General features: G+C 69.7%; 15 protein-coding genes. 11 read left to right on the top strand and 4 right to left on the bottom strand.

Going from position 1 to position 21,614, the window contains the following annotated elements; genetic code table 11:
- The first annotated feature begins 79 nt into the window (after positions 1 to 79).
- From KXS11_RS14825 to KXS11_RS14815, 3 genes are read left to right on the top strand one after another with little or no spacing between them, the layout of a single operon-like run.
- A complete protein-coding gene (locus KXS11_RS14825) occupies positions 80 to 736 on the top strand; it encodes a response regulator transcription factor (protein WP_064294846.1) in 657 nt (218 codons plus the stop codon).
- Positions 726 to 1,976 carry a sensor histidine kinase gene (locus KXS11_RS14820; protein ID WP_437386376.1) on the top strand — a complete coding sequence of 417 codons (1,251 nt, stop codon included), beginning with the start codon at positions 726 to 728 and terminating at the stop codon, positions 1,974 to 1,976. Before KXS11_RS14825 ends, KXS11_RS14820 begins: the two co-directional genes overlap by 11 nt.
- A complete protein-coding gene (locus tag KXS11_RS14815; protein ID WP_437386375.1) occupies positions 1,973 to 3,034 on the top strand; it encodes a hypothetical protein in 1,062 nt (353 codons plus the stop codon). Before KXS11_RS14820 ends, KXS11_RS14815 begins: the two co-directional genes overlap by 4 nt.
- Positions 3,035 to 3,383: 349 nt before the next feature.
- Here KXS11_RS14815 and KXS11_RS14810 read toward each other — a convergent pair whose 3' ends face one another.
- Together KXS11_RS14810 and KXS11_RS14805 are read right to left on the bottom strand one after the other, a co-directional pair.
- The gene (locus KXS11_RS14810) at positions 3,384 to 3,635 is read right to left on the bottom strand and encodes an acyl-CoA carboxylase subunit epsilon (RefSeq protein WP_437386374.1); all 252 of its coding nucleotides are present in this window, start codon (positions 3,633 to 3,635) and stop codon (positions 3,384 to 3,386) included.
- Complete coding sequence (locus tag KXS11_RS14805; RefSeq protein WP_437386373.1) at positions 3,632 to 5,233, bottom strand: acyl-CoA carboxylase subunit beta; 1,602 nt, start codon at positions 5,231 to 5,233, stop codon at positions 3,632 to 3,634. Before KXS11_RS14805 ends, KXS11_RS14810 begins: the two co-directional genes overlap by 4 nt.
- A gap of 140 nt (positions 5,234 to 5,373) precedes the next feature.
- Between KXS11_RS14805 and KXS11_RS14800 the strand changes: the two genes are divergently transcribed.
- The 3 genes from KXS11_RS14800 (at position 5,374) to KXS11_RS14790 (ending at position 8,132) form a co-directional block, all read left to right on the top strand.
- Positions 5,374 to 6,180 (top strand): biotin--[acetyl-CoA-carboxylase] ligase, encoded by an 807-nt coding sequence (locus KXS11_RS14800; RefSeq protein WP_437386372.1) that lies wholly within the window; start codon positions 5,374 to 5,376, stop codon positions 6,178 to 6,180.
- A 133-nt stretch (positions 6,181 to 6,313) separates the two neighbouring features.
- Entirely contained in the window at positions 6,314 to 6,859 is a 546-nt protein-coding gene (locus KXS11_RS14795; RefSeq protein WP_437386371.1) for a PH domain-containing protein, read from the top strand.
- A 127-nt stretch (positions 6,860 to 6,986) separates the two neighbouring features.
- Positions 6,987 to 8,132 carry a 5-(carboxyamino)imidazole ribonucleotide synthase gene (locus tag KXS11_RS14790; RefSeq protein WP_437386370.1) on the top strand — a complete coding sequence of 382 codons (1,146 nt, stop codon included), beginning with the start codon at positions 6,987 to 6,989 and terminating at the stop codon, positions 8,130 to 8,132.
- 90 nt (positions 8,133 to 8,222) lie between these two features.
- Here KXS11_RS14790 and KXS11_RS14785 read toward each other — a convergent pair whose 3' ends face one another.
- Complete coding sequence (locus KXS11_RS14785; protein ID WP_437386369.1) at positions 8,223 to 10,133, bottom strand: sulfite reductase subunit alpha; 1,911 nt, start codon at positions 10,131 to 10,133, stop codon at positions 8,223 to 8,225.
- Positions 10,130 to 15,727, bottom strand: coding sequence for a glutamate synthase-related protein (locus KXS11_RS14780; RefSeq protein ID WP_437386368.1), 5,598 nt, complete (start codon positions 15,725 to 15,727; stop codon positions 10,130 to 10,132). The genes KXS11_RS14785 and KXS11_RS14780 overlap by 4 nt, the downstream gene beginning before the upstream one ends.
- Before the next feature lie 392 nt (positions 15,728 to 16,119).
- On the opposite strand from KXS11_RS14780, the gene mvk reads away from it, so the two are divergent.
- Genes mvk through KXS11_RS14755 form a run of 5 tightly spaced genes read left to right on the top strand, consistent with a single transcriptional unit; the run spans position 16,120 to position 21,603 of the window.
- Positions 16,120 to 17,058, top strand: a complete 939-nt coding sequence (gene mvk / locus KXS11_RS14775) for a mevalonate kinase (RefSeq protein ID WP_437386367.1) — start codon at positions 16,120 to 16,122, stop codon at positions 17,056 to 17,058.
- Entirely contained in the window at positions 17,055 to 18,089 is a 1,035-nt protein-coding gene (gene mvaD / locus KXS11_RS14770) for a diphosphomevalonate decarboxylase (protein WP_437386366.1), read from the top strand. The genes mvk and mvaD overlap by 4 nt, the downstream gene beginning before the upstream one ends.
- Positions 18,086 to 19,303 (top strand): phosphomevalonate kinase, encoded by a 1,218-nt coding sequence (locus KXS11_RS14765; protein WP_437386365.1) that lies wholly within the window; start codon positions 18,086 to 18,088, stop codon positions 19,301 to 19,303. The genes mvaD and KXS11_RS14765 overlap by 4 nt, the downstream gene beginning before the upstream one ends.
- A complete protein-coding gene (locus tag KXS11_RS14760) occupies positions 19,300 to 20,349 on the top strand; it encodes a hydroxymethylglutaryl-CoA reductase (RefSeq protein ID WP_437386364.1) in 1,050 nt (349 codons plus the stop codon). Before KXS11_RS14765 ends, KXS11_RS14760 begins: the two co-directional genes overlap by 4 nt.
- Positions 20,350 to 20,409: 60 nt before the next feature.
- A complete protein-coding gene (locus KXS11_RS14755; RefSeq protein ID WP_437386363.1) occupies positions 20,410 to 21,603 on the top strand; it encodes a hydroxymethylglutaryl-CoA synthase in 1,194 nt (397 codons plus the stop codon).
- Positions 21,604 to 21,614: the final 11 nt, after the last annotated feature.

Below are 21,614 nucleotides of genomic sequence, written 5' to 3'. Positions count from 1 at the left end.
TTGCCCCCTGAGCGGGTGCATCGCGACTCGCGACCTGAGCGTCGCACGGGGCGGTGCCCGCTATGGCTACGATGGTGCCGTGGTGACCGTCGCAATCATTGATGATCACGAGTCCGTCAGGCTCGGGATCGAAGCGGTGTGCGCGCACGCCGGGTATCAGGTCGTGGCCAGCGCCCCGACCGCCGTCGAATGCATCGCCGCGTTGAACGGGGTGGTGCCCGACGTCGTCGTGCTCGACCTGTCGCTCTCCGACGGCAGCACGCCGACCTCGAACATCCACGCGGTGCAGGCGGTGGGTGCGCACGTCCTCATCCACTCCATCGCCGACCGGGTGGCGCTCGTGCGCGAGGCCCTCGCGGCCGGTGCCTCCGGCGTCATCCCGAAGTCGTCGCCGACCGACACGGTCATCGCGGCCATCGGGACCGTCGCCCGCGGCGAGGCGCTCAACAACATCGAGTGGGCGAGCGCGATCGACGCCGACAGCGACTTCGCCCGAGCGCAGCTGGGCCGTCGCGAGCGCGACGTCCTGCACCTGTACGCCTCCGGACTCCCGCTGAAGACCGTCGCCATGCAGCTCGGCATCGCGTACTCGACGGCACGCGAACACATCGACCGCATCCGCGTGAAGTACGTGGAGGTCGGCCGTCCGGCTCCGACGAAGGTCGACCTGCTCCGCCGAGCGGTCGAGGACGGGATCCTCCCCGGCCTCGATCAAGGCGGGACGGATGTCTCCTAGCTTCCGGGCTCCGACGAGGCATCCGGCGATCGAATCGAACGTCAAGGATGCCCAGGTCCAGCGCCGGATGCTGAACACCGCGAACTTCGAGCGCCTGCTCGGCCGGTCGGTCGCGATCATCGGGCTGGTGTTCGGCTTGCAGACCGCGTTCACCACCTTCGGTCAGGGGATCCAGATCGATGGATGGTTCGGGTTCGTCTTCGTCGGAGTGGTGTTCGGCACGATGTTCGCGGCGATCATCTGCTGCTTCTTCCTCTGGCACCACCGGCTCGCGTCCGGCGTCTTCGCGACGGTGTTCTTCGTCGCGCTGCTCATCTGGCCGTCCGTGAACGCACCGGCACCGGCCGACATCAACCAGGAACCGTGGATCTGGTACCTCTGCACGATCGCCGTGGCGTTCGCGTGCGTGCCGCTGCAGTTGCGCGGCGCGATCCTCTACCTCCTCGTCACGTCGCTCATGTACGGCGTGAACCGCATCATCGATGCCGACTTCGTCCGTGAGTCGTGGGAGATCGGCGCACTCGACGCCTCGTACGCCACGATCATCGGAGGGCTCATCGTCGTCCTCGTCGGTCTGTTCCGCGTGCTCGCAGGCCGGGTCGACACCGCCCGAGCGGCTGCCCTCGCCACCTATGACGCCGCGGTCAAGCAGCACGCGACGGAGGTCGAGCGGGTCGAGGTCGACTCGATCGTGCACGACAGCGTGCTCGCGTCACTCCTCGCCGCAGACCGCGCCCTCACCCCGAAATCCGAGGCGCTGGCGGTGATGATGGCGCGCGTCGCGATCGAGCAGCTCGAGGGCGTCGGTGCACCGATGACGAACGAAGACGACGTGACGGGTCTCGCGGAGCTCATCGAACGACTCCGTGTGGCCGCCGCCATGATCGGGGAGCCCTTCGAGGTCAGCGTGGAGGGTGCCTCGGGACGTGTGCTCCCCGTGAACGTCGCGAACGCCGTCTACTGGGCGACGGTGCAGGCGATGGTGAACAGCGTCGAGCACGCAGGAACCGACGCGACGAGAGGTCTGTCGATCGAGGGCACCGTCTCCGGTGGCGTGTGCGTCATCGTGCGTGACGACGGCGTCGGCTTCGACCCCGCGCAGGTGGCGGAGGAGCGACTCGGTCTGAAGGTCTCCATCATCGAACGCGTCGCCGGCGTCGGCGGTCGTACGACCGTCATCGCCCGGCCGGGAGAGGGCACGGTCATCCGCATCGACTGGTCGCCCGAGGTGGCAGCGTGACCCCGGCCCCGCGGTATGCGCTCGTCATCCTGGCGGCCCTGTTCTCCGCGTACCACCTCCTCCGCGCCGCACTCACGCTCGAGATGCCGAGAGAGGCGCTTCCCGTCATCATCGCAATGGTCGTGTACGCGACCGCGAGCGTCCTGAGTCTGTGGCCGAGCGGCAGCACGCGCATGCCGCCCTGGCTCGCGAGCCTCAACCTCGCGACGGCGATCATCGTCCCGCTGCTCGTCACGAGCCAGCTCGACCCGACGAGGAACAACGGCTACGCCACCTGGCACGTCGCCTCGGTCGGCACGCTGATGACCATCACCGTCGTGCGGCAGCGCGAGCTCGTCGCCTACCTCGGCATCATCTTCCTCACGGTCCAGTCGATCGTGTGGGCCGGCCCCGGCCTCGCCCTCGGCATGGGCGTCACCGGCAGCCTCATCTGGGTGGCGCTCGCGAGTGTGCTCACACGCTCGATCGCCGGAGCCCAGCATGACGCGGAGCGACTCACCCAGGCCGAACACGCGACGTCCGACTGGCAGGCCGCGCAGTATGCGCACGTGCACGAGCGGCGACGACGGCTCAGTCAGACCGGCCGTCTCGCCACGCCCATGCTCCGCACGATCATCGCGAACGAGGGGAGGCTCTCGGTCGCCGACCGCACCGAGTGTCGCACGCTCGAGGCGAGCCTGCGCGACGAGATCCGCGGGCGTCACCTGCTGAGCGACGCGGTGCGGGAGGAGGTGCTGGCTGCACGACGGCGCGGTGCCATCGTGAACATGCTCGACGAGGGTGGGCTCGACGAACTCGACCCAGGGGTGCTGGCGTCCATCCATGAACAGATCGCCCATGCGTTGGAGCTGTCGCAGGCGACCCGCTTGATCGTCAGGAGCGTGCCGGATGACGAGCGCATCGCCGCGACCGTGGTCGGACTCCGGAGGGTGCACCGTGAGCCCGGGGTGCCTCTCGGCCCCGAGGACGACGACGAGGAGCTCGACGTGTGGCTCGAGATCCCGCGCGACGGGTCACTCGCCGGTAGTGTGCCCGCGGTGGCAGAGCAGGACGACTGAGGGCGGTTCGCGCACGATGGGGCACGACTGATCGCCCCGGCGTGACGCGACAATCGGGCCTGAACCGGAAGAAGGGCCAGCACCCGATGCTGGCCCTTCTTTCGCTGTTCTGAGAACAGTGGCGTTCGTGGGTCAGAGCGATAACCCGAATATCGCTCTGACCCGCCCCCGAACTTCCGCCCGCTTACCCTAGATGGAGCAGAAGCTGGTGAAGTGGTCTCGATGAGACACAACTCTCAGGAATGATGATCCCCCATTAGGGCTACCCCCGACAGTCGGCACTATGGAGGACACGAATGGGGGACATCGGTCGGCGATCCGAGGGGCAACGGAGGGGCACAGGGCTGATTCAGCCCGAGAAACCGCGCCAGTGGCCGGGGCCGGTGGAGATGCCGGTGCGGAGGTTCCGCCGGGTGCGCTCCCACGCGGACGGGATCAGGGGTGTCGGGACACTGTCCGCGATGCGAGCCGCCTGCTCGGCCACCGCGACGCTCAGGACCGCCGTCAGGGCGGCGATCTCCTCGTCCGTGGGGTTGCCGCGCACGATGCGCAGTTCGATCGCCGACGGCTCGGCGATCGGTGGCTCGGCGGCGGTGCTCACAGTGGGATGTTCCCGTGCTTCTTGGCGGGCAGGCTCGCCCGCTTCGTGCGCAGCGCGCGCAGGGCCTTGATGACCGAGACGCGAGTGGCCGCCGGCTCGATGACGCCGTCCAACTCGCCGCGCTCAGCGGCGAGGAACGGGCTGGCGACGTTGTACGTGTACTCGTTGGCGAGTCGCGTGCGGACCGCTGCGACGTCCTCGCCGGCCTCCTCGGCGCGCTTGATCTCACCGCGGTAGAGGATGTTCACGGCGCCCTGGCCGCCCATCACCGCGATCTCGGCCGTCGGCCAGGCGAGGTTGATGTCGGCGCCGAGCTGCTTCGAGCCCATGACGATGTACGCGCCGCCATACGCCTTCCGCAGGATCACGGTGACGAGGGGCACGGTGGCCTCCGCATACGCGTAGAGGAGCTTCGCGCCACGACGGATGACGCCGGTCCATTCCTGGTCGGTGCCCGGCAGGTAGCCGGGGACGTCGACGAGGGTCAGGATCGGGATGCTGAAGGCGTCGCAGAATCGAACGAAGCGGCTCGCCTTCTCACCGGCCTCGATGTTCAGCGTGCCGGCCATCTGCGACGGCTGGTTGGCGATGACGCCGACCGAACGGCCTTCGACGCGCGCGAACCCGATCACGATGTTCGGCGCGAACAACGGCTGGACCTCGAGGAAGTCACCGTCGTCGACCACGTGCTCGATGACGGTCTTGACGTCGTACGGCTGATTCGGGGAGTCGGGGATGAGGGTGTTGAGACGGCGATCCTCGTCCGTGGTCTCCAGTTCGACCTCGACGTCGAAGACGGTCGGCTCGGAGAGGTTGTTGTCGGGCAGGAAGCCGACGAGGGTCCTGGCGTAGTCGAGGGCGTCGGGTTCGTCGCTCGCGAGGTAGTGCGCGACACCCGAGCGGGTGTTGTGCGTGTAGCCGCCGCCGAGCTCCTCCATGCCGACGTCCTCGCCGGTGACGGTCTTGATGACGTCCGGGCCCGTGACGAACATCTGGCTGGTCTTGTCGACCATGATGACGAAGTCGGTGAGGGCCGGGGAGTAGACGGCGCCACCGGCGGCCGGGCCCATGATGATGGAGATCTGCGGGATGACGCCGGAGGCCTGGGTGTTGCGACGGAAGATCTCGCCGTACTTGCCGAGTGCGACGACACCCTCCTGGATGCGCGCTCCGCCCGAGTCGAGCATGCCGATGATGGGCACGCCGGTCTTCAGTGCGAGGTCCATGATCTTGATGATCTTGTCGCCGGCCACCTCGCCCAGCGACCCGCCGAAGATCGTGAAGTCCTGCGAGTACACGGCGACCTGGCGTCCGTGGATGGTGCCGGTGCCGGTGACGACGGCGTCGCCGTAGGGGCGAGAGCGGTCCATGCCGAACGCCGTGGTGCGGTGCCGCACGAACTCGTCGAGCTCCACGAAGCTGCCGTGGTCGAGGAGCTGCTCGATGCGCTCGCGCGCCGTGAGCTTGCCCTTCTTGTGCTGCTTCTCGATGGCGGCTTCGCCACTCGCGGTCACGGCTTCGTGGTAGCGGTTCTTCAGGTCGGCGAGCTTCCCGGCCGTCGTGTAGAGGTCAGGGCCGGAGGTGGTTTCGTCGGTCACGCTTTCACCTTACCCGGTGGCCCCCTGGCCGACCCGTTGACGATCACGCACAAGGGGCATGCTGATCTGTTGTCTGCATCGTCCAAGAGGGTGTGCGGGTGCGCACGTCGACCGGGTGCCGTCTCAGTAGGGTATGCAACATGGATCTGCCGCTCACCGCCTCCCTCGTCGCCCGCCTGGAGATCCTGCCGCACGCGGGTTCGACGAACGACGAGCTGTCGAGGCGCGCGGTCGATGACGCAGACGGCACCACCTGGCCCGATCGGTCGGTGGTCGTGACCGACGATCAGCGGAACGGCCGCGGCCGACTCGGGCGCGTCTGGACCGTCCCTGCCGGTGCGTCGCTCGCCGTGTCGATCCTGCTTCGGCCCGTGACGTCGTCGGGGCAGCCGCTCGCGCTTGCCGCTTACGGCTGGTTGCCGTTGCTGGCGGGGGCTGCGCTCTGCACCGCCCTGCGCGGGCTCGGAGTGGACGCCGGCGTGAAGTGGCCGAACGACGTCTTGATCGGCGGTCGCAAGGTCTCCGGCATCCTGTCGGAACTGCTCCCGAGCGCGGACGGCGCGATCGTCGGCACGGGGATCAACCTCCGCCAGACGGCCGAGGAACTGCCGACGGACCGGTCGACCTCGCTCGCCCTCGCCGGACTCGCCGATCCGGATGCCGACCGGATCCTGTCCGCGTACCTCCGTGCGTTCACGACGCTCTACGACGCCTATCTCGCGGCCGACGGGGACGCCGAGTCGAGCGGGCTGCGGTCGGCGGTCATCGACGCCTGTGTGACCCTCGACACCTCGGTGCGCGTCGAGCTGCCGGGCGGCGGAACCCTCACCGGTACCGCGGAGAGCATCGACGCCGACGGGCGCCTCGTGGTGCGCCCGGCCGATGGCGGCGCACCTGTTGCCGTGGCAGCCGGTGACGTCACCCATGTCCGTCCGGCCGACCGCTGACGTCGCACCTTCCCCGCGGTCGCCCCAACCGCTGCCGTCGCTCCCTTTTCCTGCGGTCGTCCGGGCCCCTGAGCCTGTCGCCGGGCGGTGTGGCAGCAGCTCGCTCCCGCCGTGGCCTGCTATGAATGGGAGCATGGCTGATCCCGGTATGACGGGGCCGGGCAGGCCGGCTCCTCCCGCGGCGGCGACCGAACGTGTGGTCGCACGCCTGCGTCCGCATGCCCGGCGGCTCGTGCTCCCCGCACTCGTGCTCATCGCGGTGAGCGGCGCGGGGGCGTACTTCTTCGGTTCGTTCGACCTGGAATGGCAGAACTGGGCCGTGCTCATCGGGGGCGGCGTCGTCGTCCTGCTCGCGTGCGTCCTGCCGTTCATCGTGTGGCTGTCCGTCCGTTACGTCATCACCACGCGGCGCCTCATCGTGCGCCGTGGGTTCTTCGTCCGCACTCGTCAGGAGCTCTACCACGCCCGTGGGTACGGCATCACCGTGCACAAGAGCTGGGTGCAGAGCGCCTTCGGCAGCGGCAACGTCCGGGTGACCTCGGGCGGGGAGGTGCCCGTCGTCCTGCGCGACGTCCCGGGTGCCGTCCTCGTGCAGAACGCCCTGCACGAGCTCGTCGCCGAGAACCAGAGCATCGCGGCGCCCTATCCGGCCGCTCAGCAGATCTCCCGCCCGAGCTGACCGATCTCGAGGCGAGGGCGTCGGCGGTACGATGATGAGTCGGGAGTCCGTCGATCCGTCGAGGATCCGGATCCGACTGTCGCGATGAGAACCCGCCGGCCGTGTGCCGGAGAGCTGGAGTGAACCCATGAGCATTCGTGTCGGAGTGATCGGTGGCGGTCAGCTCGCCAGGATGATGGTGCCGGCCGCCGTGAACCTCGGCCTCGACATCCGCGTGCTGGCCGAGCAGGACGGCATGTCCGCGAAGCTCGCCGCGGTGCAGGTGGGCGACTACCGCGACGCCGAGACGGTGCTCGCCTTCGCGAAGGACGTCGACGTCATCACCTTCGACCACGAGCACGTCCCGCAGAACGTGCTCCGAGCGCTCGTCGACGCGGGGGTGCAGGTGCATCCGGGTCCTGATGCGCTCGCCGTCGCCCAGGACAAACTCCTCATGCGCGAGCGCCTGACCGAGCTCGGCCTGCCGGTGCCCGACTGGGCTCGTGTCCACGACCGCGACGAGCTCGCGGCGTTCCTCGACGCCCATGGCGGCAAGGGCGTCGTGAAGACCCCGCGCGGCGGGTACGACGGCAAGGGCGTCCGAGTGGTCCACGGCTCTCACGAGGCAGACGACTGGTTCACCGCACTCGCTGAGGACGGCAACGGGGGAGCGCTCCTCGTGGAGGAGCTCGTCTCCTTCCGCCGTGAGCTCGCGCAGCTCGTCGCCCGTCGTCCGTCCGGTGAGGTCGTGCCGTGGCGCCTCGTCGAGACGGTGCAGGCCGGTGGTGTGTGCAGCGAGGTCATCGCGCCCGCCCCGCAATCGGCCGGGCGGCTCGCCGACGTGGCCGAGCAGATCGCCTTCACCGTCGCGACCGAGCTGGGGGTCACCGGTGTCCTGGCCGTCGAGCTGTTCGAGACCGACGACGACCGCCTGCTCATCAACGAGCTCGCGATGCGACCGCACAACAGCGGCCACTGGACGCAGGACGGCAGCGTCACGAGCCAGTTCGAGCAGCACCTGCGAGCCGTACTCGACCTCCCGCTCGGAGCGACCGGCTGTCACCGCGACTGGACCGTGATGGTGAACGTCCTCGGAGGGCCGGCCACCGGCACGCTCGACGACCGGTACCCGCAGGTGTTCGCCGCCCACCCCGTCGCCAAGGTGCACAACTACGGCAAAGACCCGCGTCCCGGGCGGAAGGTCGGCCACGTGAACGTCGCCGGCGACGACCTCGACGACGTCGTGTACGAGGCGCGGGCCGCTGCGGCCCTCCTCGGCGCCGAGAACGCGTAGCAGCGCACCGGAGCGGTCAGCCGCCTCGGGGAGGAGCCCAGGAGGCTCCTCCCCGAGCGCGCGTCTCCGGCGTGGCCCTGCGCGCCGGCATCAGTACACGTCGCGGATGTACCGCTTCTCCCGCTTCAGCGCGTGGACGTACTCTGCGGCCTCCTCCGCCGAACGGCCACCGTGTTCGGCGATGAGCTCGTGCAGCGCGTGGTCAACGTCCTTCGCCATCCGGGAGGCGTCCCCGCAGACCGCGAAGTGGCCACCCTCCTCGAGCCAGGCGTACAGCTCCTTGCCGTTCTCGCGCATGCGCGTCTGGACATACACCTTCTCGCGTTGGTCACGGGAGAACGCGAGGTCGAGGCGGTCGAGCACGCCGCCGGTGAGGAGCTCACCGAGTTCGTCCTCGTAGATGAAGTCGTCCGCGCGGTGCTGGTCGCCGAAGAACAGCCAGTTCCGGCCGCTGGAGCCGCGTTCGCGACGCTCCTGGAGGAAGGACCGGAACGGCGCGATGCCGGTGCCCGGCCCGACCATGATGAGTGGGGCGTCGTCGTCGGAGGGCACCCGGAAGCCCGTGTTCGCGGAGACGAAGACACCGGTCGTGCCACCTTCGGCGACGCGGTCGGCGAGATGGGTGGAGGCGACACCGCCGTGCGTGCGGGAGCCGACGGCGTAGCGGACGCTCGCCACCGTCAGATGCACCCGGCCAGCCGCTGCGAGCGGGCTCGACGAGATCGAGTACGCGCGGTGCTGCAGGGGGCGGAGGACGTCGAGGAAGTCGGCCGCACTGAAACGTGCGGACGTCGAGGCGCGCAGCAGGTCGAGGATGTCGCGGTCGCGGAGCCAGGAGTCGAGGGTCTCCGCCTGGGCGAGTGCGAGGATGCCGGCGAGTTCGGAGTCCGGGGCGCGCTCGGCGAGCTCGGCGACGAGCTCTCGCGATGGCGTACGGATCTCGAAACCGCGCGTGAGCCGTTCTCCGAGCGTCGAGTCCTCGACCGAGTCCTCCGCCGACGCGTCGAGTTCGGCGATGATCGCGTCGACGAGTGCGGGGTCGTTCATCGGCATGACACCGAGCGCGTCCCCGGCCGCGTACTCGATGCCGCTGTCGGCGAGGTCGAACTCGTAGTGGCGGATCTCCTTCGACGATGCAGGGCCGGAGAGGACGCGATTCACGGCGAGGGTCGCGCCGTAAGGCGTCTTGCGCGTCCAGGGCGAACGGGTGCGGGCGGGCTTCTTGGCGGGCGCGGCCGCAGGAGCGACCTCGGTACCGGCGGTGGGCGCGAGCGCCCCGAAGACCGTCAACGCCTCGGTCGTCCATGCGGCGGCGTGCTCCTCGTAGTCGACGTCGCAATCGACGCGGGCGAGCACCCGCTCAGCGCCGAGCTGCTCGAGACGCGTGTCGATGAGCTTGCCGGCTTGACAGAACCCGTCGTAGCTCGAGTCGCCCAGCGCGAGGACGGAGAATTTGAGCCCGTCGAGCCGTGGAGCGGTGCTCGCCTGCAGGGCGTCCCAGAACAGTTCGGCATTGTCGGGCATCTCGCCCTCGCCATAGGTGGACGTGATGATGACGAGATGTCCGAGGCCGACGAGCTGCTCGACCTCGATGTCGTCGAGTCCGGACAGCGTCGCACTGATGCCGAAGCCGGACGCAGCACGGGAGAGGTCGTCGGCGACGGCCTCAGCGGTACCGGTCTGCGTCCCGATGAGGACGCGCAGCGACAGCTGGGCGGTGGCGGGGGCCTGGTCCTCGACCGCGCTCGATCGGACGCCGGCCAGGAAGCCGGCGAGCCACACCCGCTGCTCGGCGCTGAACGGTGCATCGGCCGGGATGAACGGGTCGTCGGCGCGGCTCCCGCTGAGCGCTGCGAGCGCCTCGAACAGGACGGGCGCGGGCGATCGACCGTCCGCTCGGGCGGGCGTCGCGATCCGGGCCGCCGGGGTCGTCTGCTCGGACGGGGTCGTCCCGCCGTCGAGTGGTGCTGTCATCGTCGTCTCCAGGGTCGGCGCGCTCATCGGCGGCCGACCGTCGTCAGTTCGGCGAGGGCTGCCGAGGCGAGGAGTTGTTCGGTGCCGCCCGTGGTCGCGGATCGGGCCCGGTTCTTCGCGTGCTGGTGCATGATCCAGCCGGTGGTGCCCGGGTGGTCGATCGATCGGACGTTGCGGAGCCGCAGCGCCTCCGTGTAGTCGTGGAGTCGTTTCGCTGCGATCATCGCCGCCAGTTCGACGTCGTCGTAGCGCTCCAGGAGGTCCCGGGCGGCTCGCTGGACACGCTGCATCACGCCGAAGTCCTCGGTGAGGATGAGCGTGCGCACCGTCGCCTGGACCGTGGGGTGCGCCGGGTCGTCGATCCCGGGTGTGCGCGACAGGGCTACCTCCTGTGCGAGCTTCAGCACGGTGTAGCTCGTGAGGAGAGCGTAGACGTCCTGCGGGTCCGCAGCGGGCTCGCCGAAGCGTTCGCCGAGTCCAGGAGCACGGCCGCCGCGAACCGGTCGGCGGTCGCGGTAGTCGAGCTTGAAGGACCGGAGTTGCTGGGCCGCGAGGGCCACGCCGAGCTCGTCGAGCAGCTCCTTGCGGCTCTTCGCCGCAAGGATCGCATCGCTGTCCTGGTAGAGGAGCAGAGCACGCGGCATACCGAACACGATGTGGTGTCTGGCCGTCTCCCACTCTGCCAACAGCGAGGCGGCCAGAGGGGAGCCCGTCGCCTCGAGATGCCACTCCAGCATGAGGAGCACGGCCGCCTCGTGGAAGGCCGCCTGCTCGCCCTCGGTGATCGAACCGAGGATGAGCGAGTCGGCGCTCACCCTGCTCGGCAGCTCGCCCCGCGGATCGTACTGGTAGACGAATCCGCCGCTCATGCCGTTGCCGAAGCCGATGCCGAAGCCCCCGAGGTTCAGGACGGCGCCGTTCGTCATGTACTCGCACGCGTAGTCGCCGACCCCCTCGACGACCGCGGTCGCGCCGGAGTTCCGGACGGCGAAGCGGTCGCCGGCCTCGCCCTGCACGAAGGTGCGTCCGCCGGTCGCTCCGAAGAGGGCGAAGTTGCCCACGAGGACGTTGCCGCCGGGCTCCGAGCTGCCGCCACCGGGGGAGAGGATCGCGATCGTGCCGCCGGAGGCGCTCTTGCCGACGCCGTCGTTGCAGGTGCCGGTGTGCTGCCAGTGCAGGCCGTCGACGCAGAACGCCGCGTAGGACTGCCCGGCCGAGTGCTCGGTGCGGATCGTCACGGTCTCCGGAGCGAGGGTGCGGTGCCCACGGTCGTCGGTGACGACGGCGGGGAAGCGGGCCGCCTGATCGTCGTCGAGTTCGTGGTTGAGGATGCGCTCGAGGTCGATCGCGAGCTGGCCCCCGACGCTCCGCCAGCGGTTGCCCAGTCGGATGCCGCCGTCGCCCTGTTCGGCGCCGAGGTCGATCGTCGTCCGTCCGTCGTCGAAGAGCCCGGCCCGCACCCGTTCGATGAGCGCGTCGTCCAGCGTGAAGTCCTTCTCCATGTACACCGGGTCGGTCACGACGACCTCGGGGACCACGGCGAGCATCGCGCGGAGGTCGAGATCGGCGACGGCCGCCGGGTGGTCGACGAGATGCAGGAGGTCGGTGCGGCCTCGGGCCTCGCGCAAGGATCGGAGGCCGAGGATCGCGAGACGCTCGCGGACGTCGTGGGCGATGTTCAGCAGGTACTGCGCAAGCGCGCGCGGGTCGCCGTCGAAGGTCTCCGGGTTGGTGGTGAGACCGGCGGGGCACTTGACGTTGCAGTTCTTCGCCATCACGCACTTCAGCATCATCAGCGCGGTGGTGCCGAACTCGAAGCTGTCACCACCGAGCAGCGCTGAGATGACCACGTCGCGACCGGTCTGGTGCGCGCCGGAGCAGCGCAGCGTGACCTTCGAGCGCAACCCGTTGGCGCTGAGCGCCTGGTGGACCTCGGCGATGCCGATCTCCGCGCTGCGACCGGCGTATTTGAGGCTCGTGACGGCCGCAGCACCCGTTCCACCGGTGTTGCCGGCGACGTTGATGACGTCGGCGCCCGCCTTGGCGACGCCGACGGCGATCGTGCCGATGCCCTCGGAGGAGACGAGCTTCACGACGACGCGGACACGCGCGGCCTTGCAGTCGTGGATGAGCTGCGCGAGGTCCTCGATCGAGTAGGTGTCGTGGTGCGGTGGCGGTGAGATGAGCTCGATACCCGGGGTGCCGCCGCGTGCCGCGGCGATGTCGATCGTGACCTTCGGGGCCGGCAGCTGCCCGCCCTCGCCGGGCTTCGCGCCCTGGCCGATCTTGATCTCCAGCTCCTGCAGCATCGGGTCGGCGAGGTAGCCGGCCCAGACGCCGAAGCGCCCGGAGGCGAACTGCTTGATCCGCGAACCCCGGATGGTGCCGTAGCGCGAGAGGTGCTCGCCGCCCTCACCGCTGTTCGACATGCCGCCGACCATGTTGGTGCCGTGCGCGACGGCTTCGTGGGCGGTGGCGACGAGTGCGCCGTGACTCATCGCCCCGGAGGCGAGCGAGCGGGTGATCTCGCTCGCCGGCTGGACGAGGTCCGTGGAGATGCTTTCGGTGCCCTCGACGAGCAGCGAGAAGTAGACGTCTGCCGAGCCGGTCGCCTCCACGATCAGATCGCCACCGGACAGCCAGTGTCCGGTGATCTCGGCGCCGAAGCGCTGGACGTAGTACTCGCCGAGCGCCGCGGTGCGCGACAGGTCGCCGTCGAGCGGTCCGGTGAGGTGCAGGCGATGACGCCCCTGTTCCGTGCGGGTCGCCCGCAGGCCGCGGACGACGATCGACGAGTTGCCGACGGGGCCCAGCCGGTCGAGCTCGCGGGCGAACTCCTCCGGCGTCGTCAGACGCGTGACGTCCTCCGGCAGCACGAGCACGTCCCGGAGTGCAGCAGGACGACGGCGACGCTCGGTCGTCATCGACTGCACGAACGAGCGGTAGCCCGGCGTGATCGTGAACGCGTCGATCTCCTCGTCGGTGAGCGCCTCGAACGAGGTGTGCTGGTAGGCGTCGTCGTCGATCCCGAAGGCGTCCTCGAGGTTGCCGATGGTGTGCAGACGCAGCGGGTCGTCGCCCAGCGTGCCGCCTGCGCGGTCGACCGGGGTCGTGTCGGCGCGCGGCAGCTGGACGGTCTCCTCGGTGAGGTCGACGAAGCCGCGGACAGCGGTCGTGCCGTAGGAGTGGCCGGCACCTTCAGCGCGCTCCTTGAACAAGCCGAGCAGCGGCACGTCGGCCTCGCTCGACGTCGTCAGGGCGCGGTGGTGCCAGGCGCTGGCCGCACGGGCGATGCCCGCGAATCCGACGCCGCCGACGGGCGCGCGCAGGTGCGGGAAGGCGCGTGCGAGCACCGGGTCGCTCGTGTCGAGGTAGTTCGGCTCGAAGAACTCGCCGCCGATGTAGCTCTCGACGGTGCAGAGGCCGACGCGTCCCATCGTCTTCAGCAGCGACTTCTCCGCCGCGTAGGCGAAGCGCCGGTACGCGGCGTCGACCTCGTCGGGGTGCTTCTGCTCGGCGCGGAGACGGACCGCCAGGGGGTGGACGGCCGCGGCCCCGAACCCGAGTGCCGAGGCGACGTGGTGCGAGGACGGCAGCTGCCCGCTGTCGACGACGAGCGAGACCCGCAGGCGCAGGCCGTCGTCGATGAGGCGCTGGTTGACCGCCGCGACGACGAGGATGAGTGGCAGTGCCGCGCCGTCGGCGTGGACCCCGCGGTCGGTGAGGATCGCGATGCCGCCGTTCACCGCGGCGAACGCGGCGACCTCGGCCGCCACCCGTTCGACGGCCGCTTCGAGGGCGTCGGCGTTCGCCTGCTCGCCGCTCGTCGGCGTGTAGAGGATGTCGAACCACTGGACGGGGCAGAGCTGCTGCTCGCTCAGGCGGCGCAGCTCGTCCTCACTGATGATGGGCGAGCGGAGCACGAGCTGCTTCGTGTCGATGGTCCCGCTGCCCGGCTTCGGGCCGAGCGCGACGCGCAGGGTCATGCCGTCCGCCTCGCGGATGCTGTCGAGCGGCGGGTTGGTCACCTGGGCGAAGCGCTGCGAGAAGTACTTCGCGAGGCCGCCCTCCTGGTCGCTCAGCGCGTTGATCGCGTTGCCGTAGCCCATTGCCGAGATCTTCTCCTTGCCCGAGGCGAGCATGGGGTCGGTCATGAACTTGAAGCTCTCCTGGTTGAGCGAGTACGCGACGTAGCGCTGCACCTGGCTCAGCCCACCGGAGTAGTGGAACGGGTCTGCCGGCCCGTCGACGGACGGCTCCACGGACGCCGGGCCGTGGTCGTCGAGGGCGTCGAGCTCGATCGCGGCCGCGGCGAGCATCGACGGGTAGTCCTTGCGGGCGGCGAGCAGCTCGAGCGCCTCGCCCGTGCGCAGACGGGTGCCCGTCCGGTGGTCGTAGGCGAGCATGCCGCCCGCCTCGATCCGCCCGCGATGGACGACCTCGTCGTCGGCGAACGGCACCTGGCCGGCCTCCGAGGTGACACAGAGGTACTCGGCGGTCTCGACGCTGCGCAGCGGGCGGAGGCCGAGACGGTCGAGGCGGGCGCCGACGGTCGTGCCGTCGTTGAAGATCAGGGCGGCCGGGCCGTCGTTCTTCTCCTCGACGAGCGAGAAGTACTCGAGCATCGATCGGACCTCACGGCTCAGCGTCCGGTCGTTCTCCCAGGCCGGCGGCATGACCGACACGACGGCTTCGAGGAGTTCGAGGCCGTCCTCGATGACCCGGCTGTGCAGGGTCTGGTCGAGGCGCGAGCTGTCGGACTGGCCCCTGGCCCGGATGATCTTGCGGCCGCGGGCGGCAGCGAGCGCCGTCTCCGAGAGCCGGTTCTTGCGGTCGGTGTTGAGCTCGCCGTTGTGCGCCATGAGTCGGAACGGCTGCGCCATCGACGGGTGCGGTGCGGTGTTCGTCGAGAACCGGGTGTGGAACGCGAGCGTGCGGACCCGGTGCATCGGGTCCGCGAGGTCGGCGAAGTAGGAGATGACCTCGCCGGCGTTCAGCCGTCCCTTCAAGACCTGGGTGCGCGTGCTGAGCGACAGCGGGTAGAGCCCGTCGAAGGCGATGTCGCCGTACGCGGTCGCCTCGATCGCGAGGAGCGCGGCGTGCGTGCGGCGGTCGAGCTCCTCGAGGGAGCAGTCCTCCTCGGCGACGAACACCCACTGACGGATCGGCAGCTGGTACTGGACGGCGGCCGGGCGGAGCACGGCGTCGACGACCGGGACCGCCCGCGTGACGAGCACCGTGAACCCGCTCGCCGCGAGCGTCTCCTCGATGAGGGCCTCCGCATCGGCCGTGCGGCCGTGGTCGACCGGCATGAACACGTTCGCCACGCCGAAGCGGCCCGCCTCGAGCCGACGACCCGTGAGGGCACTGAAGAAGTCGACGGACAGGTCGATCTGCACGCCGGCGCCGTCTCCGACGCCCTCGGAGGACATGCCCCCGCGGTGGGGGATCGCACACAGGGCGGTGTCGCCGAGCGCGATGACGTCGTGGGTCTGCACGCCGTCCTTGCGGGTGATGAACCCGACGCCGCAGTCGCTCTTGTCGGTCTGGCGGTCGACGAGGTCGGGGAAGGGAGCTGGTGCTGCTGCGCGCGGGCGCGATGAAACGGGCGATGAGTTCACTGGATACCCCTCGGAATGCGGGCGCGGAACGGCCCGGAGACGGTGAGATGACGGGGCCGAGGTACTACGTCGCTGGAGGGGTCGGTCCGTGTCGACGCGGGCGCTGGGTGCGGCGGCCGTCGTCTGCATGAATGGAGGTACTCCGATATTAGTCTGGCCTTACCTGTTGCTCAACACATGTCGAGCCCCTGGGACCCCGATCGGCGTAGGCTGGGGGTATCCGGTACGCATGGGACGAGCCGCGGGAGCTCCGGCGGCCCCCTCCGTCTGCCCATCCGTGCAGCGCCCGGACGCGCTGCTGGACGTTCACGGGCTCTCGCCCGTTCCAGCTCGGACGCAGACCGGACGGACGATGTGCAGCCAGCTGCGCATTCTCGTACCAGAATGGTGAGATGACGACAGAGCACACGGCGGCGACCGGTCGCGGGTTCGCGCACGCCAAGGCGATCCTGCTGGGCGAGCACGCCGTCGTGCACGGGCGTCCCGCCATCGCGCTCCCGGTGCCGTCACTGCTCGTCGAGGCGACCGCACGCCGCATCGCCGGAGACTCGGTCCTCGACACGGAGATCTCGCTCGGCCCCCTCGACCCGTCAGACCCGCTCGGCACCAGTGTGCTGGAGACCCTCTCCCACCTCGGTGCCAGCGGCGACGGCGTCGAGGTCGTCGTCCGGGGCACGCTTCCCATCGGCCGCGGACTCGGTTCGAGTGCCGCAGCCGCCAACGCCATCGTCGACGCCGTGGCCGACCTCTACAGCGTCACGCTCAGCGATGCCGACCGCTTCGAACTCGTGCAGCGCGGCGAACGCGTCGCCCACGGCACCCCGAGCGGACTCGACGCCCGTGCGACGAGCGCATCTGCACCGGTCCTCTTCACCGCGGGAGCGGTCGAGTACCCGCCCATCCGCTTCGGCGGCAGCTTCGTCGTCGCCGACACCGGGGCCCGCGGCTCCACGAGACAGGCCGTCGCCGACGTGCGCTCGTTCCTCGACGCTCACCCGGAACGCGGCGCCGCGCTGCTCGATGCCCTCGAAGCCGGTACCCGCGCCGGTGTGTCCGACCTCGCCGCCGATCGACGCGACTCGCTCGGCGCTCACATGCGAACCGCCCAGACCATCCTCGACGAACTCGGCGTCGGCCACCCGGCGATCACCGCGCTCATCGAGGTCGCGACGGCCGCGGGGGCACTCGGTGCCAAACTCACCGGCGGTGGGCAGGGCGGCTGCATCATTGCGCTCGCCAGCACCACCACCGACGCCGAACGGGTCTCGGCAGCCCTCCTGGACGCCGGAGCACTCGGCACCTGGACGATCGACGCGGAGGTATACGCGTGAACCCCACCACGACTCCGTTCGCTGCGACAGCCCTCGCGAACCCCAACATCGCGCTCGTGAAGTACTGGGGCAAACGCGACGAGGCATTGATCCTGCCGTGGACCGGCAGCCTCTCCCTCACCCTCGACGCGGCCCCCACCACCACCAGCGTCCGCCTGAGTGACGGCCCCGACGACGTCGTCCTCTTGGGCGGCAGCCCGCTCGACGGCACGGCCCGCGAGCGCGTCACCCGCTTCGTCGACCTCGTACGCGCGCTCGCCGGCCGAGACGACCGGGTCGTGGTGGACTCCCACAACGAGATCCCCACGGGAGCGGGCCTCGCCTCCTCCGCCTCCGGATTCGCCGCCCTGGCGCTCGCCGCGTCCACGGCCTTCGGGCTCGAGCTCGACCCACGTCGTCTGTCCCGCCTGGCTCGGCGGGGGAGCGGTTCGGCATCACGCTCGATCTTCGACGGACTGGCGATCTGGCACGCGGGGCACGACGACGAGAGCTCGTTCGCCGAGGCGGTCCCGGCGAACGGCCTGGAACTCGGCATGGTCCTGACGGTGCTCGACGGGCGGGCGAAGTCCGTGTCGAGCCGCGACGGCATGCGGCGCACGGTTGCGACGTCGCCGTACTACCCCGCGTGGATCGAACGGAACCCGCTGGAACTCGACGAGATGCTCGCCGCGATCGCCCGTGCGGACTTCACCGCGGTGGGGACCATCGCCGAGCGCAACGCGATGCGCATGCACGCGACCATGCTCGGCGCGGAGCCTCCCGTGCGCTACTGGGGTCCGGCGAGCGTCGAGCTCCTCGACCTCGTCGCAAACCTCAGAGGCGATGGCCTCGAATGCTATGCGACGATGGACGCCGGCCCGAACGTGAAGATCCTCTGTCGGGCCGACGACGTGGACCGCCTCGCGTCTCGTGTGAACGAGGCGCAGCCGGACATCGGCGTGATCCCGGCCCGATCGGGCCTGGGTGCGCGCCTCGTCGCCACCGGCTCCGAAGGATCGGCGGGCGAGCAGACAACGGAAGGAGCGCGATGATCGAGGTCAAGGCGCCAGGGAAGCTCTTCGTCGCCGGAGAGTACGCCGTCGTCGAGCCAGGACACCCCTCCATCCTCGTCGCCGTCGACCGCTGTGTCACGGTCCGGCTCGAGGCCAGCGAGCACGAGGGACGCATCTTCTCCGACCAGTACGGCCGCGCGCCCATCATCTGGCGACGCAACCGCAACGGGGTCGTCGTCGATCATGAGGAACGCCCCCTCGACCACGTGCTGTCCGCGGTCAGCACGATGGAAGCGCTCGTCGCCGAACTCGGTGTCGCCCCCCGGTTCTCGTCCCTGTCGATCACGAGCGAACTCGACGACGCGAGCGGGCGGAAGTTCGGCCTCGGCTCGAGCGCCGCAGTCACCACAGCGACCGTCCGCGCCCTCGACGAGTTCTACCAGCTCGACCTCACCCGCACCCAGATGCTGAAGCTCGCGATCCTCGCGACCATCGACGTCGCCCCTGCCGCTTCCGGTGGAGACCTCGCCGCGAGCATGTTCGGCGGTTGGCTCCGCTACACCTCGCCGGACCGGGCACGGCTGCGGGAGCTCCGACACCAGTCGGGCGTCCTCGCTGCGCTCCGAGACCCGTGGGCGGAGCTCGGGCTCGAACGCCTCGCGCCGCCGACGTCGCTGCGTCTCCTCGTCGGCTGGACCGGCGAGCCGGCGTCGACCACGCGGCTCGTCGACGAACTGCAGTCCCGCAAGTGGGCGGAGAGCGCGCACTACACCGCGTTCCTCGCGGCGAGCCGGGCGGCGGTCGACGCGCTGACCATCGGCCTGAACGACGACGACCCGGCACTCGTGCTCGGGGCGATGCGTTCTGCCCGGGAGACGCTCGCCAGCCTCGGCCGAGACGCCGGCGTCGACATCGAGACCACCGCGCTCGCGCAGCTGTGCGACGCCGCCGAACGTCTCGGCGGGGCCGCGAAGTCCTCCGGTGCCGGCGGTGGCGACTGCGGGATCGCGTTCATCGGGCAGTCCGTCTCGACCGACGAGCTCGAGGGTGAGTGGTCGGCACACGGCATCGAACGTCTGAAGCTCACGGTCCATCCGCCCACCGGCCTCATCGACGCCGCCCACAGCCCGTGGGGTCCCGGGGAGATCAGCCGTACCGACGACGAAGCGGTCGAGTCCATCAGGTCCACCTACGCTCAGCCCTTCGCCGAGCAGCACGACGCCCGCCGCGGCGGAACGGAATCGCAGTCATGAGCAACGAACCGGACGGCATCGCGCCCGTCCCCCTCAAATGGATCGGTCCGCTGCACCTCAGCGGCAACGTGATGGAGGGCGAGCAGGACGTCCCGCTCGCCACCTACGAGAGCCCGCTGTGGCCATCGGTGCGCCGTGGTGCCCGGATCTCCTCCATGGTGCCCGGTGGCATCCGTGCGACCCTCGTCGACGAGCGGATGAGCCGATCGGTGCTCTTCGAAGTCGATTCCGCGGGGGACGCCCTGCAGGCCCTCCGCGAGATCGAGCGCAGCCTGCCGGAGCTGCAAGCCGTCGTCGCGCAGTCGAGCCACTACGCCGAACTCATCGAGGTCAATTCGCAGATCGCCGGCAACCTCCTGTTCCTGCGCCTCGAGTTCCGCACGGGCGACGCCTCCGGCCACAACATGGTCACGCTCGCCTCCGATCGCCTCATGCCGTACCTCATGGAGCGTTGGCCACAGCTGCGATACGGGTCGATCTCAGGCAACTTCTGCTCCGACAAGAAGGCGACCGCCGTCAACGGCATCCTCGGCCGAGGGAAGAACGTCGTCACCGAGATGACCATTCCTCGGGCCATCGTGGAGCGCTTCCTGCACACGACCCCCGAACAGATCGTGCAACTGAACGTCCGCAAGAACCTCGTCGGCACGATCCTCGCCGGCGGCCTCCGCAGCGCGAACGCGCACTACGCGAACATGTTGCTGGCGTTCTACCTCGCGACCGGCCAGGATGCCGCGAACATCGTCGAGGGCTCGCAGGGCGTCACCCACGCCGAGGTGCACGACGGCGACCTGTACTTCTCCTGCACCCTCCCGAACCTCATCGTGGGCACGGTCGGCAACGGCAAGGGGCTCGGCTTCGTCGAGGACAACCTCGCCCGCCTGGGTTGCCGCGAGGACCGTGAACCCGGAGCGAACGCCCGCCGACTCGCGGTCCTGTGTGCCGCCGCCGTCTGGTGCGGCGAACTCTCCCTGCTCGCCGCGCAGACGAACCCCGGCGAGCTCATGGCCGCTCACCTGAAACTCGAACGCAGCACCAAGGCCTGACCCTCCCATCGCACCGGGAGCACCGGTGCATCGTCGAAGCTCGAACGGAGCACCCAGCACGTGACCGCATCATCCCCCAACACCCCCGTCGTCGGCCTCGAGGACATCGCCTTCGCGACCGGCGCGAACCGTATCGACCTCGCCGAGCTCGCCGGCCGTTTCGGCGTCGACCCGGCGAAGTACTACGTCGGTCTCGGCCAGAGCGAGATGAGTGTCCTCGCAGCCGATGAGGACATCGTGACGATGGCCGCCGCAGCCGCAGCCCCGATCATCGAGCGACACGGAACCGAGCGCCTCCGCACGGTGTTGTTCGCGACCGAGTCCGGCATCGATCAGTCGAAGGCCGCGGGCGTCTATGTGCACCGGCTGCTCGGTCTCCCGCAGGCCGTCCGAGTCGTCGAGTTGAAGCAGGCGTGCTACTCGGCGACCGCCGCGTTGCAGTTCGCCGCAGCCCTCGTCGCCCGCACGCCTGGTGAGCAGGTGCTCGTCATCGCGAGCGACGTCGCCCGCTACGAACTGCACTCGAACGCCGAGCCGACCCAGGGCGCCGGTGCGGTCGCGATGCTCGTGGCCGCTGATCCCTCGCTCATCGAGCTCGAGGCGCCGACCGGTGTGTACACGAAGGACGTCATGGACTTCTGGCGCCCGAACCACAGCGCGACGGCGATCGTCGACGGCAAGCTGTCGATCTCCGCGTACCAGGACGCCATCGAGGGCGCGTGGGAGGACTTCCGATCGCGCGGGGGAGCGGCGTTCGACGAGGTCGACCACTTCTGCTACCACCAGCCGTTCACGAAGATGGCGATCAAGGCGCACCGGCACCTCGCGAAGGTCGTCGGTTCGGAGCTCACACAGGCCGAGCTCGATGCGCAGATCGAGCCCACCACGGGATACAACCGTCGGATCGGCAACAGCTACACGGCGTCGGTCTACCTCGCGCTGCTCGCGCTGCTCGACAGTGATCTCGACCTCACGGGCGAGCGGATCGGATTCCTGAGCTACGGTTCCGGGGCGGTCGCCGAGGTCTTCTCAGGCATCGTCCGCTCCGGCTACCGCTCGGCGCTCCGGAGCGAGGACAACCGTGCGCAGCTCGACGCGCGGACGGCGATCGACGACGCCCGCTACCTGCAGTTGCTCGGCGATGCGGCAGCTGCCGACGTCCACGACGTGGTCCACCCGCAGCAGACCTCGGCGCCCTTCCGGTTCGCCGGTGTCGCGGCCGACCAGCGTCAGTACGAGCCCACCACAGCCTGATCCCTCCTTCG

It is taken from the genome of Plantibacter flavus, from assembly GCF_051487245.1.
Taxonomy (GTDB): Bacteria; Actinomycetota; Actinomycetes; order Actinomycetales; family Microbacteriaceae; genus Plantibacter; species Plantibacter flavus_B.
The sequence above is the reverse complement of the archived record's forward strand: the minus strand, read 5'-3'. Positions and strand labels throughout refer to the sequence as shown.